General features: G+C 52.1%; 19 protein-coding genes. 5 read left to right on the top strand and 14 right to left on the bottom strand.

The annotated features are described in order from the left end of the window. Positions 1-52: 52 nt before the first annotated feature. The 7 genes from proW to E6P06_RS22075 all read right to left on the bottom strand — a co-directional run bounded on the left by proW (position 53) and on the right by E6P06_RS22075 (position 7117). Positions 53-1117 carry a glycine betaine/L-proline ABC transporter permease ProW gene (proW, locus tag E6P06_RS22105; protein ID WP_003037285.1) on the bottom strand — a complete coding sequence of 355 codons (1065 nt, stop codon included), beginning with the start codon at positions 1115-1117 and terminating at the stop codon, positions 53-55. Beyond that, positions 1110-2312, bottom strand: coding sequence for a glycine betaine/L-proline ABC transporter ATP-binding protein ProV (gene proV / locus E6P06_RS22100; RefSeq protein ID WP_003037282.1), 1203 nt, complete (start codon positions 2310-2312; stop codon positions 1110-1112). Before proV ends, proW begins: the two co-directional genes overlap by 8 nt. Before the next feature lie 354 nt (positions 2313-2666). After that, positions 2667-3626, bottom strand: a complete 960-nt coding sequence (gene nrdF / locus E6P06_RS22095; protein ID WP_016150870.1) for a class 1b ribonucleoside-diphosphate reductase subunit beta — start codon at positions 3624-3626, stop codon at positions 2667-2669. Positions 3627-3636: 10 nt separating this feature from the next. Then, on the bottom strand, positions 3637-5781 hold the full coding sequence (nrdE, locus tag E6P06_RS22090; protein WP_139935730.1) for a class 1b ribonucleoside-diphosphate reductase subunit alpha: 2145 nt from the start codon (positions 5779-5781) through the stop codon (positions 3637-3639). Next, the gene (gene nrdI / locus E6P06_RS22085; RefSeq protein ID WP_003037273.1) at positions 5754-6164 is read right to left on the bottom strand and encodes a class Ib ribonucleoside-diphosphate reductase assembly flavoprotein NrdI; all 411 of its coding nucleotides are present in this window, start codon (positions 6162-6164) and stop codon (positions 5754-5756) included. Before nrdI ends, nrdE begins: the two co-directional genes overlap by 28 nt. Beyond that, positions 6161-6406: a glutaredoxin-like protein NrdH gene (gene nrdH, locus E6P06_RS22080; protein ID WP_003846033.1), complete on the bottom strand. Its 246-nt coding sequence runs from the start codon at positions 6404-6406 to the stop codon at positions 6161-6163. Before nrdH ends, nrdI begins: the two co-directional genes overlap by 4 nt. 279 nt (positions 6407-6685) lie before the next feature. Next, positions 6686-7117, bottom strand: a complete 432-nt coding sequence (locus E6P06_RS22075) for a carboxymuconolactone decarboxylase family protein (RefSeq protein WP_003037267.1) — start codon at positions 7115-7117, stop codon at positions 6686-6688. A gap of 90 nt (positions 7118-7207) precedes the next feature. Here E6P06_RS22075 and E6P06_RS22070 point away from each other — a divergent pair, with 90 nt between their 5' ends. Both E6P06_RS22070 and E6P06_RS22065 read left to right on the top strand, forming a co-directional pair. Then, entirely contained in the window at positions 7208-8542 is a 1335-nt protein-coding gene (locus tag E6P06_RS22070) for a PLP-dependent aminotransferase family protein (RefSeq protein WP_139935729.1), read from the top strand. A 248-nt stretch (positions 8543-8790) separates the two neighbouring features. Further along, positions 8791-9141, top strand: coding sequence for a DUF2002 family protein (locus E6P06_RS22065; RefSeq protein ID WP_044699663.1), 351 nt, complete (start codon positions 8791-8793; stop codon positions 9139-9141). Positions 9142-9177: 36 nt separating this feature from the next. Here the strand turns inward: E6P06_RS22065 and alaE are convergent, their stop codons facing one another. After that, a complete protein-coding gene (alaE, locus tag E6P06_RS22060; protein ID WP_003037259.1) occupies positions 9178-9627 on the bottom strand; it encodes an L-alanine exporter AlaE in 450 nt (149 codons plus the stop codon). A 557-nt stretch (positions 9628-10184) separates the two neighbouring features. Here alaE and stpA point away from each other — a divergent pair. Beyond that, the gene (gene stpA / locus E6P06_RS22055) at positions 10185-10586 is read left to right on the top strand and encodes a DNA-binding protein StpA (protein WP_003839690.1); all 402 of its coding nucleotides are present in this window, start codon (positions 10185-10187) and stop codon (positions 10584-10586) included. 36 nt (positions 10587-10622) lie between these two features. Here the strand turns inward: stpA and E6P06_RS22050 are convergent, their stop codons facing one another. The 3 genes from E6P06_RS22050 to E6P06_RS22040 all read right to left on the bottom strand — a co-directional run bounded on the left by E6P06_RS22050 (position 10623) and on the right by E6P06_RS22040 (position 11729). After that, positions 10623-10802, bottom strand: a complete 180-nt coding sequence (locus tag E6P06_RS22050; protein WP_003037253.1) for a hypothetical protein — start codon at positions 10800-10802, stop codon at positions 10623-10625. A gap of 90 nt (positions 10803-10892) precedes the next feature. After that, positions 10893-11420, bottom strand: a complete 528-nt coding sequence (locus E6P06_RS22045; protein WP_046670391.1) for a rhodanese family protein — start codon at positions 11418-11420, stop codon at positions 10893-10895. A gap of 9 nt (positions 11421-11429) precedes the next feature. Beyond that, positions 11430-11729 carry a helix-turn-helix transcriptional regulator gene (locus E6P06_RS22040; protein ID WP_003037247.1) on the bottom strand — a complete coding sequence of 100 codons (300 nt, stop codon included), beginning with the start codon at positions 11727-11729 and terminating at the stop codon, positions 11430-11432. A gap of 184 nt (positions 11730-11913) precedes the next feature. Here E6P06_RS22040 and E6P06_RS22035 point away from each other — a divergent pair, with 184 nt between their 5' ends. Together E6P06_RS22035 and lysM are read left to right on the top strand one after the other, a co-directional pair. Further along, complete coding sequence (locus E6P06_RS22035) at positions 11914-12072, top strand: YqaE/Pmp3 family membrane protein (protein ID WP_003037242.1); 159 nt, start codon at positions 11914-11916, stop codon at positions 12070-12072. Positions 12073-12167: 95 nt separating this feature from the next. Continuing rightward, entirely contained in the window at positions 12168-12617 is a 450-nt protein-coding gene (gene lysM / locus E6P06_RS22030) for a peptidoglycan-binding protein LysM (RefSeq protein ID WP_003037241.1), read from the top strand. 12 nt (positions 12618-12629) lie between these two features. On the opposite strand, the gene csiR is transcribed toward lysM, so the two are convergent. From csiR to gabT, 3 genes are all read right to left on the bottom strand, one after another. Beyond that, a complete protein-coding gene (gene csiR / locus E6P06_RS22025; protein ID WP_003839696.1) occupies positions 12630-13316 on the bottom strand; it encodes a DNA-binding transcriptional regulator CsiR in 687 nt (228 codons plus the stop codon). A 45-nt stretch (positions 13317-13361) separates the two neighbouring features. Next, positions 13362-14762, bottom strand: a complete 1401-nt coding sequence (gene gabP, locus E6P06_RS22020; RefSeq protein ID WP_003839698.1) for a GABA permease — start codon at positions 14760-14762, stop codon at positions 13362-13364. Positions 14763-14904: 142 nt separating this feature from the next. Continuing rightward, complete coding sequence (gene gabT, locus E6P06_RS22015; RefSeq protein WP_139935728.1) at positions 14905-16188, bottom strand: 4-aminobutyrate--2-oxoglutarate transaminase; 1284 nt, start codon at positions 16186-16188, stop codon at positions 14905-14907. Positions 16189-16194 lie beyond the last annotated feature (6 nt).

The raw sequence follows: 16194 nt of genomic DNA, 5'->3' as shown, positions 1-16194 counted from the left end.
ATTGGAGGGACGTGTTGGCCCGGTATGCATGCGCCACCGGGCAACGGGTGAATTACTTCGTGAAAGGGCGAGTGATAAGCCCAACGGGACCAGTGGTGTACCAGCGACGGTTGCCACGGCTACGCGAATCGCGACCAACGGCCTGTGTCAGGCGATCCAGAATGATGGCGAGGATCACAATCCCAACTCCGCCGACGGTGGCAAGCCCCATATCCAGACGACCAATTCCGCGCAGAACCATCTGACCCAGCCCGCCCACGGCAATCATCGACGCGATGACGACCATTGAGAGCGCCAGCATCAGCGTCTGGTTAACCCCAGCCATAATGGTGGGCATTGCCAGCGGGAGCTGCACTTTAAACAGCATCTGACGCGGGCTGGCACCAAACGAACGCGAGGCTTCAATCAGATCGGCTGGAACCTGGTTAATCCCCAGAATAGTCAGACGTACGATTGGCGGCAGGGCGAAGATAATCGTCACCACTACGCCCGGGACGTTACCAATACCGAACAACATGACAATCGGCACCAGATAGACAAACGCGGGTGTGGTTTGCATGGCGTCCAGCAGCGGGCGAACAATTTTTGCGGCCCGTGGACTGCGCGCCAACCAGATCCCCATCGGCAGACCGATCACCACGCAGAACAGCAACGCGGTCAACACCAGCGCCAGGGTTATCATGGCCTGCGACCACGCGCCGATGGCACCGATGGCAATCAAGGAAATCAGCGTAGCAACGCCCATCCCAACGCCGGAAATCTGCCAGGCAATCAGCGCGAACAGGATAATCGCCACCGGGGCTGGCATACCTAACAGCAGCTGTTGAAAACCGTTGAGAATGTAATCCACCGGGACACGAATGCCCTGGAAGACCGGACGGAAATGGGTAACGACCCAGTCGATCCCCTCTGTGACCCAGCTGTCCAGCGGGATCAGCGTTTTATGGAACGGATCCATAATATTGAAATGCTCTGGTGCCGGCGCGGGGGCGCTGGTCAGCCAGTCCGCGCCACCGCCGTCAGTGGGCGCACCGGATGGCGTGCTCCAGGCATCGGCAGTTTGTGCGGCGCTGTCGGCCGCTGGTGTGGTATCCCACGGATTAGTTTGATCAGCCATTGTTTACCCCCTCACGATCTAAAGCCTGTAACAGCATGCGTTTTGAAATGACGCCCACATACTGCTGTTCCTCATCAACAACCGGCACCGCGCACGGGGCCTGGCCGACATGAGAAAGCAACTCGCTGAGAGGAGTTTGTGCATCTACGGCTAACGGCTCATCGATCAATGCTGCTTCAATACCTTGCGCCTGACTTAACGCTGTTTTTAAGGAGTCGATTGAAACAACGCCAACGAATTTATTGCCGCGTTCGATCACGTAACCATATTCGCGATCTTTGTCCTGCAATAATTGCAGCGCCGAACGTGGACCCACCCCGGGCGTTTTACGAATTAAACCTTCGGGGCTACGGCGTGAAATATCTTTCGCACTGAAGACCTGGCTAATATCAACGCCACGGAAGAAGGTGCGTACATAATCATTGGCTGGATTATTCAGGATTTCATCCGGCGTGCCGACCTGGACCACTTCACCGTTTTGCATAATGGCAATTCTGTCGCCAATACGCATAGCTTCGTCGAGATCATGCGATATAAAGACCACGGTGCGTTGATGCTTCGCCTGTAGTTTTACCAGTTCATCCTGCATCTCAGTACGAATTAATGGATCGAGGGCTGAGAAGGCCTCATCCATTAATAAGATATCAGGGTTAATGGCTAATGCGCGGGCGAGGCCTACACGCTGGCGCATACCCCCGGAAAGTTCATCCGGGTATCCGTGAGCATAATTCTCCAGACCAACCTGACGTAGCGCATCTAATGCTTTTTCACGACGTTCATCCGCACCAACACCGGCTAATTCCATGCCGAATGCCGTATTGTCCAGCACCGTCATGTGCGGCATCAGGGCAAAGGACTGGAACACCATCGCAATCTTTTTTCTGCGCACCTCGCGAAGCTCAGCATCGGATATCCGGGCGATGTCTACGCCGTCAATCAATACCTGCCCGCGGGTGGGTTCAATCAGGCGATTGAGAAGGCGTACCATTGTGGATTTACCCGAACCGGATAATCCCATGATGACAAATATCTCGCCTTCTTCAATGGCCAGACTGGCGTTCTTAACGCCAAGCGATAGCCCCGTTTTATCCAGAATCTGCTCTTTTGAAAGTCCTTTTTCAATATATTTGAAGGCTCTCTGCGGATGCTCTCCAAATATCTTATAGAGATTTTTAACTTCTAATTTAATTGCCATGCAATAGAATGATTCCTGTTATTTGTTTATATCGATATATTACCTGATGGAAATAGTGACCTTTTTCTACCCTAACATACTGAGAATCTGAGACAACCCTGAATTTGGTTGTGGCATGAATATTGCCAAAGGTCAGGTGGCGGGACTTCCCGTGATATAAGGGCTGAGCGCGAATGTGAGCGGCTTAATATTTTTTGTAAATGGCAATGAAAAGTCGCCTGAATTGCTGGAATGCAGGCGAATAATGCGTCTGATATTGAGTGTAGATCACACAATTATATTTGCACGACAAAAGTGTGATCCTGTTAAAATATTTCCGCGAAAAATGTACGGTATTTCCCGTGAAAATGAGTGCTAGAAATTCCAGTCGTCATCTTCGGTTTCGACCGCTTTTCCCATCACATAGGATGAACCGGAACCCGAGAAGAAATCGTGGTTTTCGTCAGCGTTGGGCGACAGCGCGGCAAGGATTGCCGGGTTAACCTCCGCCATTTCAGGCGGAAATAGCGCCTCATATCCCAAATTCATTAATGCCTTATTGGCGTTGTAACAAAGGAAGGCTTTGACGTCATCCACCCAGCCGGTCTCTGCATACAATTCTTCCGTATAACGCGCTTCGTTATCATACAATTCCATCAACAGGTCAAAGGCAAAATGCTTTAACTCTTCGCGTGCTGATTCGGAAATATGCTCCAGACCTTTTTGATATTTATAACCAATGTAATACCCATGAACCGCTTCATCACGAATGATCAGACGAATGAGATCGGCGGTATTGGTCAGTTTACCGCGACTGGAGAAATACATCGGTAACCAGAAGCCAGAATAGAACAGGAAGGATTCCAGAAACACGCTGGCTATTTTTTTCTTCAACGGTTCGTCGCTGGCGTAATGTGCCAAAACGATCTGCGCCTTGCGCTGGAGTGGGGTATTTTCTTCACTCCAGGCGTAAGCTGCATCCACATCTTTGGTCTGGCAAAGGGTGGAGAAAATAGAGCTATAGGAACGGGCGTGCACCGCCTCCATAAAGCTGATATTCGACAGCACCGCCTCTTCATGCGGCGTTAACGAATCAGTCATTAACGCTGGTGCTCCGGCAACATTCTGAATGGTGTCGAGCAGCGTCAGCCCGGTAAAAACGCGGATTGTTAGCTGCTGTTCGGCTGCGTTCAACGTTTGCCAGGCCGGAATGTCATTGGAGAGCGGGACCTTTTCCGGGAGCCAGAAGTTACTGGTCAGACGGTTCCATACCTCAAGATCTTTATCATCCTCAATCTTGTTCCAGTTGATGGCGCTCACGCGGGATAATGTCATTTTCTCCTCCTTACAGCGCGCATGACACGCAGCCTTCGATTTCGGTGCCTTCCAGCGCCAGCTGGCGTAGTCGGATGTAGTACAGGGATTTGATGCCCTTACGCCAGGCGTAAATCTGCGCTTTGTTGATATCGCGCGTGGTGGCGGTATCGGGGAAAAAGAGCGTCAGTGAAAGCCCTTGGTCGACATGCCGCGTTGCTTCAGCGTAAGTATCAATGATTTTTTGTGGACCGATCTCGTAGGCATCCTGATACAAGGCCAGATTCTCATTGGTCATAAACGGGACAGGGTAGTAAACGCGCCCGGTTTTGCCCTCTTTGCGAATCTCCACTTTCGACACGATCGGGTGAATGCTTGACGTGGCATGGTTGATGTAGGAGATAGAACCGGTGGGCGGAACCGCCTGTAAATTCTGGTTATAAATACCGTAGCGCATCACATCTTCACGCAGTTGCGCCCACATCTCGCGCGTCGGCAGCGTAATGCCGCTGGCGGCAAACAGTGTGCGGACCTTGTCGGTTTTTGGCTGCCAGTCGCTCTGCAGATACTGGTTAAAATACTCGCCGCTGGCGTAGCGTGACTGTTTGAATCCGGCAAAGGTTTGACCCCGCTCGCGAGCGATCTTCATTGACGTATTCAGCGCATGCCATGTGATGGTGTAGAAATAGAGATTGGTGAAATCCAGCCCTTCCGGCGAGCCGTAGGCGATCCCTTCCCGCGCCAGATACCCGTGCAGATTCATCTGCCCAAGACCAATCGCGTGCGACGCGCTGTTCCCGGCGTCGATCGAAGGCACGCTGCGGATGTGGCTCATGTCCGAAACGGCGGTTAAGCCGCGAACCGCCGTTTCCACGGTGCGACCAAAATCGGGTGAATCCATGGTATGGGCAATGTTCAAGGAGCCGAGATTGCAGGAGATATCGTGCCCGATCTGCGCGTAATTGAGATTTTCATCGTAGGTGGAGGCACTGTTTACCTGCAAAATCTCCGAGCACAGGTTGCTCATATTGATCCGACCGGCAATCGGATTGGCGCGATTCACCGTATCTTCAAACATGATGTAAGGATAACCAGACTCAAACTGGATCTCGGCCAGCCGCTGGAAGAATTCGCGGGCGTTAATGTATTTTTTGCGCACGCGTTCGTCGGCCACCAGTTCGTCATACCGCTCACTCACGGCGATATCACCGAACGGTTTGCCGTAAATCCGTTCCACGTCATAAGGTGAGAACAGCGCCATCCGGGCATTTTCTTTCGCCAGTCGAAAGGTAACATCCGGGATCACCACGCCAAGCGAGAGCGTTTTGATGCGGATTTTCTCGTCGGCGTTTTCGCGCTTGGTATCGAGAAAACGTAAAATATCCGGATGGTGTGCGTGCAGATACACCGCGCCTGCGCCCTGACGTGCCCCGAGTTGATTCGCATAAGAAAACGCATCTTCCAGCATTTTCATTACCGGGATCACCCCAGAGGACTGGTTCTCAATGCGTTTAATGGGCGCACCTGCCTCGCGCAGGTTGGAGAGCAAAAATGCCACGCCGCCGCCGCGTTTGGAGAGCTGAAGTGCGGAGTTGACCGCCCGACCAATAGACTCCATGTTGTCTTCAATACGCAACAGGAAGCAGGAGACCAGCTCACCGCGTTGCTGTTTACCGCAGTTTAAAAAGGTTGGTGTGGCGGGTTGAAAGCGCCCGGAGAGCATTTCATCGGTCAGTTGCATCGCGAGTGCTTCATCGCCCTGCGCCAGCGTGAGTGCCACCATCGTTACCCGATCCTCAAAGTCTTCGAGATAGCGCTTACCGTCGAACGTTTTCAACGTATAGCTGGTGTAGAACTTCCATGCGCCGAGGAACGTCTGGAAACGGAATCCGCTGGCGTGGGCGTAGGTGAATAGCTTCAGCACGAACGCGCGATCGTAGCGGGCTAACACGCTGGCATCGTAATAGCCTTCATCCACCAACGTTTCCAGGCGCTCCTGCTGGCAGGCAAACGCCACCGAGTTGGGGCGGACGTGTGCGGCAAAGAAAGCCTCCACCGCCTGATGGTCTTTGTCGAACTGAATGCGCCCGGCTTTATCATACAGATTCAGCATGGCGTTCAGGGCGTGATAATCCAGCGTTGGCTGCATTACACGTTCTGCGGTTGTCGTTGCCAAAATTCGCTCACTCCTTTTCGAACGTTGTCGATATCGCTTTGGGTGCCCATCAGCTCAAAGCGATAGAGCCACGGCACGCCGCATTTTTGTGAGATGACATCACCCGCGCGACCGTAGGCGTCACCGAAATTACGATTGCCGGAGGCGATCACTCCACGGATTAACGCCCGGTTGTGTGTATCGTTTAAAAAGCGGATCACCTGTCTTGGGACCGCGCCAGCAGTGCCGCCGCCGCCGTAGGACGGCACGATTAATATGTAAGGTTCGTCTACCCGGATCGGCTCGCGTTCGTTAAGCGGAATGCGGATGGCAGGCAGCCCCAGACGCTGCATAAAGCGGTGCGTATTTTCGGAACTGCTGGAGAAGTAGACGAGCTGACTCATGCGCTGACCACACGGTGTTCCGGATGCAGACGGTTGATCATGTCCGGGCGAAACCCTGACCAACTGGTTTCACCCGCGACTACGACCGGTAACTGGCGAAACCCTTGATCGCGCAGGTTATCAGCCAAATCGGGCTGTAAATCGACGTTTACCATCTCAAAGTCAAAACCACGGCTTTCCATTGCCCGTTTGGTGGCATGGCACTGAACACAGTTATTGCGAGTGTAAATAATAATACGCATGATTCGTATTTCCATTTAAAAATAAAAGATCGGCGCGATAGAGGGCGTCGGGTTGTGTGTGTCCTGATAGGAAAGATACTAGATGTAGTTTTAAAAAGATTCAACCATACAAGATATGGGAATTTTAGATTGATGATGGGCTGGGTTATGGGCATGGCAGGGGAAGTGATATGTACCATCGCAGGTTGCCGGATGGCGCGCGTCGCGTCTAATCCGGCCTACAGGAAAGCACTTCCCAGGCCGGATAAGGCGTTTATGCCGCCATCCGGAAGCGCAGAATCACATGCGCATCCCCACCGCCAGGCGGTTAAAGCAGTTCATCAGGCTAATGGCGAATGTCAGGTCGCTAATCTCTTTCGCGCTGAAATGGTCGAGCAGCGGCAGATAAACGTCATCTTCGGCGTGACTAGTGGCAATTTGAGTGACCGATTCGGCCCACGCCAGCGCCGCACGTTCCTGCTCGCTGAAGTGGTGACTCACCCGCCAGCCTGCCAGCGCATCCAGTTTGGCCTGCGCAACTCCGGATTTGCGCAGTGCTTTACTGTGCATTTCCAGACAAAAGGCGCAGCCGTTGATTTGCGAGACCCGCAGGTAAATCAGTTCCGTCAGCGTAGGTTCCAGCGCGCAATTCTCCAGCGCTTTGCTTGCCTGAACCAGAGCGTTATAGATTTCAGGGCTGAGTTCATAATAGGGCTGGCGTAACATGGTCATGGTATTTCTCCTCGTTTGGATGACCCGCAATGTAGCACTATAATGGACTGCTACAGAGAGCCATATTGTTGCCAAAAAAGCAGACCATAAATGCCACGCTATCAGCAAATCGCCCGTCAGTTAAAAAACGCAATTGAGAAAGGTGAACTCAAGCCCGGTACCAGATTGCCCTCCAGTCGGACCTGGGCCCAGGAGCTGGGAGTATCACGCTCGACGGTGGAAAATGCCTATGCAGAGCTGGTGGCGCAGGGCTGGCTCGCGCGGCGTGGACAGGCAGGAACGTTTGTCAGTGAGCAACTGCAACCAGAAAGGGCGTCTGCATCTCCTGCCATCTTTGCCGGAGAAAATCCCAGACCGCAAACTTTTCAGATGGGATTACCCGCACTCGATCTTTTTCCGCGCGAAGTCTGGGCGCGGGTGATGGGACGGCGTTTGCGCACCCAAACGCGTTTTGATCTGGCGGTGGGCGATGTGTGTGGCGAGCGGGCGTTACGTCAGGCGATTGTGGATTACCTGCGGGTCTCACGCAGCATTGAATGCCAGCCAGAGCAGATTTTTATCACTTCAGGTTATGCGGCATCAATGACGTTAATCCTGCGCGCTCTGGCGCATCCCGGAGAGGGAATGTGGGTCGAAGATCCCGGCTTTCCGCTGATTCGGCCCGTGGTGGCTCAAGAACGCATTGAGTTGAAGCCGGTAGCGGTGGATGCCGATGGTCTGGATGTCAGCGCCGGGATTCGCAACTACCCGCAGGCGCGTTTTGTACTGCTCACTCCCGCACATCAAAGCCCACTGGGAGTAGCACTGTCTTTAGACCGTCGCCACCAGTTGCTGGAGTGGGCGACTCGTGCGCAGGCGTGGGTAATCGAAGATGACTATGACAGTGAATTTCGTTACCACGGTAAGCCGTTGCCGCCGCTAAAAAGTCTGGATGCGCCCCTGCGGGTGATTTATGCCGGAACGTTCAGCAAATCGATGTTTCCGGCTTTGCGTACGGCATGGCTGGTGGTGCCCCTGACCCAGGTTGAACACTTTCGCCAACAAGCGGCGCTAACGGCCTGTAGCGTCCCGGTTCTATGGCAGCAAACGCTGGCGGATTTTATGCGAGACGGCCACTTCTGGCGACACTTAAAACGTATGCGACAACATTATGCAGAACGACGACAATGGATGGAAAACGCCCTGACCAAACAAGGATTTAGCGTCATTCCTCAGGAAGGTGGGATTCAACTGGTGATGAGTGTGGACGGAGATGATGTTGCGCTGGTGCGTAAAGCGAATCAGGCCGGGTTAGCTGTTCAGGCGTTAAGCCGCTGGCGAATAACGTCAGAAGGAAAGGGGGGAATATTGCTGTCATTTACCAATATCAGCTCGGCGGAAATGGCGCAACAGGCGGCGTACCAACTGCGGATGGCGCTGACATAAATCTATACCCGTCATACTTCAAGTTGCATGTGCGTTGGCTGCGTTCGTTCACCCCAGTCACTTACTTTAGTAAGCTCCTGGGGATTCGCTCCCTTGCCACCTTCCTGCAACTCGAATTATTTAGGGTATATAAGGTTCTTACGATATGCGTCCCACCATCGCCACCCGTTTATGGACTTTTCTGAAAGCGTTGCTAATGCTGAATCAGGTAAGGTAAGCCCGCAGTAAAAGATAACGAGGAAAATAATATGTATTTACGACCTGATGAGGTGGCGCGCGTACTTGAAAAAGTGGGCTTTACCGTTGATGTAGTGACGCAGAAAACGTACGGCTATCGTCGTGGCGAAAATTATGTGTACGTTAACCGTGAAGCACGCATGGGACGTACCGCATTAATTATCCATCCCACGCTAAAAGAGCGCAGCTCTTCGCTGGCAGAACCGGCGACGGATATTAAAACCTGCGATCATTATCAGCAATTCCCGCTGTATTTAGCCGGAGATACTCATGAGCATTATGGTATTCCGCATGGCTTTAGCTCGCGTATTGCGCTTGAGCGTTATCTGAGCGGGTTGTTTGGCGACGTTAATTCTAACTAATAACGCGACTGGCAGTGCCAGTCGCAAAGAAGCGTGTCAGGCTTTAGCCTGATGATAGCTGCTGACCTTAAACAAGCGGCGGCAATAATCAAGAAAGTAGCCATAGACAGCGCCCATCAGCATTGATACCACGATGTTCGAACTTACTGCAGCCGTAATCTGGTGCCAGTCCGCGCCAACCGTCAGCAGAATAATCACATACACCGGCGACTGGAAGGTGACATAAGCCAGCACATCCGCCAGATTTTTTGCCCATCCTGCCTGCGTGGCTTTACGCGCCGCGCGCATGAACAAATCACGGTACATGCCGTATGGCCACGCGATCAGTATGTTGACAGGGATAGCGACTAATCTGGAATACAGCGACTGTTCGAAGCTCATTCCAGAAAGGAATATTTCGATCAACATGTTCACGACAGAACAATAAACAACCATCGCGAACGTGTCTGCTACTGCATGACGCAAGCGTGACTGCGGAGAGAACATGTTAATGCTCCTTGTAAAAAGGGGGAAAAAGGTTTTGAATACCTTAACTGCTAGTGATTTGTCTTGCTGCTTTCGCGTTTTAATAGGATATCTGCCTGGATAATAACTAGCAACTAGCTTAAAATTTTTATTTATTGTCTTTTTGTCGATAAAATGCTCTGTAATGGTTTGTTTTTTGTTCGTTTTGGTGTTTTCGTTGCTGTGTTAATTAAAATTCTTTTAGATCAAAGAGTTATTTTTTCTTGTTTTTCTGAAATTTTTGCGCTCCTTTTCTGAATGTTGACTGATGTGCAATATGTATACTCGTTGGTTCCACGCGATGCTATGGCCTGTTTCTTAAGTGACGCACTGAGATACCTTGCAGGTATATTCAAAGCTGCAATCAGGGTCATAGAATATATTGTCTGAGCGATAGCAGAATGGATGCTATAAATATCAGAGTTGGCTATTTGTTTAATGACCTGCGAATAAATTAGACTGGAAATATAATAATCAGTTGCATACAATATTTAGCGTAATACCATTTTTATGTTTTACGTTAAAGAGGTTTTGTTAATATGAGTTCAATGTTAAAAAACTTAAATAATATCCGCTCGCTGCGTGCAATGGCTCGTGAATTTTCCGTTGATGTACTGGAAGATATGCTTGAAAAATTCAGGGTAGTGACCAAAGAACGGCGCGATGAAGAAGAACAGCTACAGCGCCAACGCGCAGAACAGCAGGCAAAAATTAATGCCTTGCTGGCGCAGATGCAGGCAGACGGGATCAGCCCGGAGGAGCTGCTGAGCATAACACCTGCTACGACACGTTCAGTTAAAAAACGCCAACCGCGCCCGGCGAAATATCGTTTTATCGATCTCAATGGTGAAACGAAAACATGGACCGGGCAAGGTCGCACACCGAAGCCAATTGCCCAGGCGCTGGCGACCGGTAAATCTCTTGATGACTTTTTGATCTAATTACGAAGGCGGTGAGGAGATCCTCACCGCTTATTTTCAGCAAACGCCGAAATCACCCTCTTCGGTATATCGCGTGACATCAGCTGCTTTCAGCGTGAATTTATCACCGTTTTCATTACTGGCTTGTACCGCCACAATTTGATCGTCATTGACTTCAACAACCTTTAGTTTTGGACCGCCCATACGCGGTTGAACCAGATCGCCAGGTTTAAACATATTGTTGCGCTCCTTTATTTATCATTTATCGCAGAACTCACCATAGATCACGTCAACCGGCGGGTACAGTGTTGTTTCAATGATTACCGCTTAATGAGTACGTCGGTTCCAGGGCATTTTGTCCAGCAGACGCGCCATGCCGCAAAAGCCGGTCACGCCAGCGAGAATCAGCCCGGCCCCGACAAAACCGCTCAGCAGGAAGAAAGCACTGCTGACGGCGTAACCCAGAATAACACCGAGTAAGGCAAGGCTACCCGCGGCTATCTGCACCTGACGCATCAGCGGTAACGGTTGTGAACTGTCTTTCGCCACCGGCAACCCTGCGGCTTTCCAGCCGTCAATTCCACCTTCCAGCAGCCAGACCTGCGCGGGCGCAGCAATGGCGCTCAGTTTTGTTGCCGCATTTTGTGTACGTTTGCCTGACTGGCAGTGAAAAATCACCTGCTCGGCGCGTAAATTCGCAGGCAGCGATCCCTGTTCAAGCGCGGGCAACGGTGCCAGATGAGCCTCAGGAATATGCTCGTGCAGATACTCGTCAGCGTCGCGGATATCAATCAGTTTTGCACCTTGCGCGACCAGTGTCTGCGCCTCGCGCGGGGAAATCGTCCCAATAGTCATGATGGCTCCTTATGGGCAATACAGTGTTTTTAATGTGGCGATCAGCGAATTCACGGCCGCATTTTTAATGGAGTAGAGGATGCGCTGGGCATCGCGCTGGCTTTCTATCAGACCTTCTTCACGCATACGCGCCAGATGCTGGGAAGTGGCGGAAGGGCTAAGGCCGGTAACACGGGCTAACTCGCCTGCGCTGGTACCGGGTGAACCGCAGAGCATGCACAAAATCAGCAACCGTTTCGGGTTACTCATCGCTTTTAGCAGGGCGGCAGCTTGTTCTGCGCTGGCCTGGAGTTGTTCAAGTTCAGTCATATGTATTTAAGCACAATCTAAATTAAGCACATTCTAAAATAAACAACCAACGTACGCCAGCGTAAAGAGCGTAAAGGAGGGTAAAACAGCCGCGGAATGCTGGCGGAGTTGGGTAGAATGGCTACTCTTAGAGATAAAATCTCTTTTTAAACAATGATTAATTTTTTGCTTGTAGGGAGTGTGTATGGGTTTCTGGAGAATCGTTTTTACTATTATTCTGCCCCCGCTTGGCGTGCTGCTGGGGAAGGGGTTCGGCTGGGCATTTATCCTCAATATCGTTCTGACGCTGCTGGGCTACATCCCTGGTTTGATCCATGCCTTCTGGATACAGACGCGTAATTAATTCCTTTCAATTACGGCGCTTTGGCGCCGTTTTCTTTGGCCCCCTTTCTCCTCTGCTACACTTTTGGGTGTTAATTGTTAATTACCGAGGTGGATATGGGACTCTTCAATTTTGTAAAAGATGCGGGTGAAAAACTGTGGGATGCGGTCACTGGAAACCATGACACAGCCGATCTGGCAAAAAAAGTGCAGGAACACCTGAACAAAACTGGCATCCCTGATGCGGATAAAGTGGACGTGCAAATTAACGAAGGCAAAGCCACTGTTTCTGGTGATGGATTAAGTCAGGAGGCGAAAGAAAAAATTCTGATCGCGATTGGTAATATCTCCGGTATTGCCAGCGTAGATGATCAGGTTAAAACCTCTGCGCCCGCGAGCGAAAGCCAGTTTTATACCGTGAAATCAGGGGATACCCTGAGCGCTATTGCTAAACAGGTTTACGGTAATGCCAACCTGTATAACCAGATATTTGAAGCGAATAAACCCATGCTGAAAAGTCCGGATAAAATCTATCCTGGGCAGGTTTTACGTATTCCGGAGCAGTAATATTATTCAGGCTTATTCCGTCAGCAATTTACCGGACATCGCCTGTTGAATAATCGGAATTGGCGTCAGCAGGTGCTGGCGCATTAATTCGCTGGCGCGCGCGGCGTCGCGTGCCAGAATTGCTTCGGTCAACGTTTGGTGCTGATCGTGTTTGTCTTCCAGCATCTCCACCGACAGCACCGTTTTTCGCAGCCAGATAAACCGGTAGCGCGCCGCCAAATCGAACAGTCGTTCGCGCATTTGCAGCAGATATTGTGAACCACAGCCAGCGACAATCGCCGAGTGAAACGCCTGATGGCGCTGATCCCACTCGTCGAGCATCTGTTCGCTGGCATCAATGGCTTCAAGCTTACTAAGCATATGCGCGCGCGCCAGAATTTCAGCTTCCCAGGCGTCGTCGCCGCGTTCAATGGCCAGCGAGACCAGCATGGCTTCCATATTGGCGCGGGCATCGAAAATATCGAGCAACTCCTGCTCTGACATCGGGGCAACACGATACCCTTTCTGATTTACTACCGTCACTAACCGCTCGGCAACTAACTGCGAAAGCGCTTCGCGTAGCGGTCCCACGCCAAGCTCATAGCGTGAGGTCAGCAGGCTCATACGCAGTTTTTCATCAGGCTGATACACACCGCGGATGATGTCGTTCTTCAGCCAGCGGTATCCATCAATGGCCGTCGGTTGGGGAATGGCGGTCATGGTCATACTCCTGAAAGGATTTCCCGGCCTGCGCCGGGAACAGGTTTAATGCGTATTTTGCAATGGTGCTTTTTGCCAAGATAGCAGTTTTTTCCAGCGTGACATAATGGGCACGGTGCAAATAATTCCTATGGCTAACAACCCGGTAGAGATAACTTCCAGCTGTTGTGCCGGGCGAAACAGCATGACCACCAGCACAAAGATAATAAACGCGATGACCAGCCAGGTAAGCCACGGATAGAGCCACATTTTCAGTTTAATTTCGCCGCCTCGCGCCAGCAGGATTTTACGCATCCGCAGTTGAGAAACGGCAATGACCAGATAGACCAGCAGTGCGATGGCACCGGAACTGTCGATCAGGAATTTAAACACCTTGGCCGGGGCGTAATAGTTGACGATGACGGTGAGGAATGCGGCACCGGTAGACAGCAACACCGCCACATAAGGCGTTTTACTGCGGTTCGTTTTACCCATAAAGGCGGGGGCATCGCCACGGCGGCTCAGGGAGTAGAGCATACGCGAGGACGTATACAGCGCGGAGTTGAGGCAGCTAGTCACCGACAGCAAAATGACGCAATCCATGATCAGTTTCGCGTGCGGGATATGCAGTAGCTCCAGTACCGAGCGGTAAGAACCGACTTCTTTCAGTCCCGGCATGTTCCACGGGATCAGCGCCACCACCACAAAAATAGAGCACAGATAGAAGATGGAGATACGCCAGATAACCGAGTTGGTGGCGCGAACGATATGTTTATCCGGGGTATCGGATTCGGCGGCGGCGATGGTAACTATCTCTGCGCCCATAAAGGAGAACATGGTGATTAACATTGCGCTGATCACGGCGCCAAAACCGTTGGGCATAAAGCCGCCCTGATCCCACAGGCGCGAAACCCCGCTGACATCGGCATAAGGGTAGAAACCGCTAATCGCCGCTGCGCCGAGGGTTATAAACGCCAGAATGGCAATCACTTTGCACAGCGCCAGCCAGAACTCGAACTCACCATAATTTTTGACGCTCAGCAAATTACTGCCGGTTAATGCCAGCGTGATAACCAGAGAAAACAGCCAGATAGGAATACCAGGCACCCAGGAGTGAAGAATGATGGCGGCGATATTCGCCTCCAGCGGTATAACCAACACCCAGAACCACCAGTACAACCAGCCGATGGTGTAACCTGCCCAAGGGCCGATGGCCTTATCGGCGTATGTGGAAAAAGAACCGGTATCCGGTGTGGCGACGGCCATTTCGGCCAACATGCGCATAATCATCACCACCAGCAATCCGGCGAACAGATAGGCTAATAATACTGCGGGGCCGGCTTCTGCAATCGCCACGCTTGAACCGACAAACAGACTTGCGCCGATTACCCCGGCAATAGACAGCATGGTGACGTGGCGTGATTTCAGCCCGCCCCCTAAATCATGTGATTGTGACACTTGCCCCATCTTTAAACCTCTCGAAAGTATTTCACTTGGGAGAGCACCCCGGCATTCCCGCGCCGGGGCACGCGTATTATTGTTATTGACCCTGTTTGCCGGATGGCGGCTCCGCCTTATCCGGCTTAAAACTCCCCGTTTTGATACGGGTTTAACCCTGCTTTGCCTCGGCAAAACACTGGGCGATAATGTCCAGCCCCTGGCGGATTTGCGCATCTTCAATAGTCAGCGGGACAAGAATGCGCAGCACGTTGTAGTAAGGTCCGCAGGAGAGCAGGATTAGCCCTTTATCGCGGGCACGAGCGACGATTTCAGCTGTCAGTTTGGCATCGGGCTTCGTGCGATCGCCGTCTTCGAACAGTTCGATAGCAATCATCGCGCCCAGCCCGCGTACGTCGCCAATCTCGCGGTGGGTTTCCGCGATAGCCAACAGGCCTTCACGCAGGGTTTGCCCCAGCTCGTTGGCTTTTTGCAGCAGATTTTCCTGCTCGAAAATGTTTAGTACCGCCAGCGCAGCGGCACAGGCAATTGGGTTACCTGCATAGGTACCGCCCAGACCGCCCGGTGGAATAGCGTCCATGACATCGGCGCGTCCGGTCACGCCTGCCAGCGGGAAGCCTCCGGCGATGGATTTGGCGAAGGTGGTGAGATCGGGCGCAACGCCCATCTGCTCCATGGCAAACAGCGTACCGGTGCGGCCCGCACCGCTCTGTACTTCATCAGCAATCAGCATGATCCCGTGTTCGTCACAAATAGCGCGCAGACGTTGCATAAAAGCAGGAGAAGCGGCGTAAAAACCACCTTCGCCCTGGACGGGTTCAATTACGATGGCGGCGACGTCTTCTGGCGCGGCATCGTTTTTGAAAATGCGGTGAATGCTGGCGATAGCATCGTCGTCACTGATGCCGTGCAGCGGGCAAGGATAAAGCGCGCGATACACGTGGCCCGGCATCAGTCCCATTCCGGCAGAGTATGGGTTCACTTTCCCGGTCAGTGACAAGGTGTAGTGGGTACGGCCGTGGTAAGCACCGCTGAAGGCGATTGTGCTGGTGCGTTTGGTGGCGGCGCGGGCGATTTTCACCGCATTTTCTACCGCTTCAGAACCGGTGGTCACCAGCAGGGTTTTCTTGGCGAAATCACCCGGCACTTTCTTATTCATGATTTCGCACAGCTCCAGGTATGGCTCATAGGCCAGTACCTGGAAACAGGTATGGGACAGCTTTTTCAACTGCGCTTCTACCGCAGAGACGATCTGCGGGTGCAGGTGACCGGTGTTCAACACTGCAATACCGCCAGCAAAGTCAAGGAATTCACGGCCTTCAACGTCCCAGACCCGACAGTTTTCTGCACGCTCGGCAAAAATAGGGTGGATCTGGCCTACGCCACGGGGAACGGCGTTGCTGCGACGTTGCATAAGTTCTTTGTTGGTGCTCATCAGGTG

The organism is Citrobacter sp. CF971, assembly GCF_006385635.1.
GTDB classification, from domain to species: Bacteria; Pseudomonadota; Gammaproteobacteria; order Enterobacterales; family Enterobacteriaceae; genus Citrobacter; species Citrobacter freundii.
This window is presented reverse-complemented; position numbering and strand designations above follow the sequence as displayed.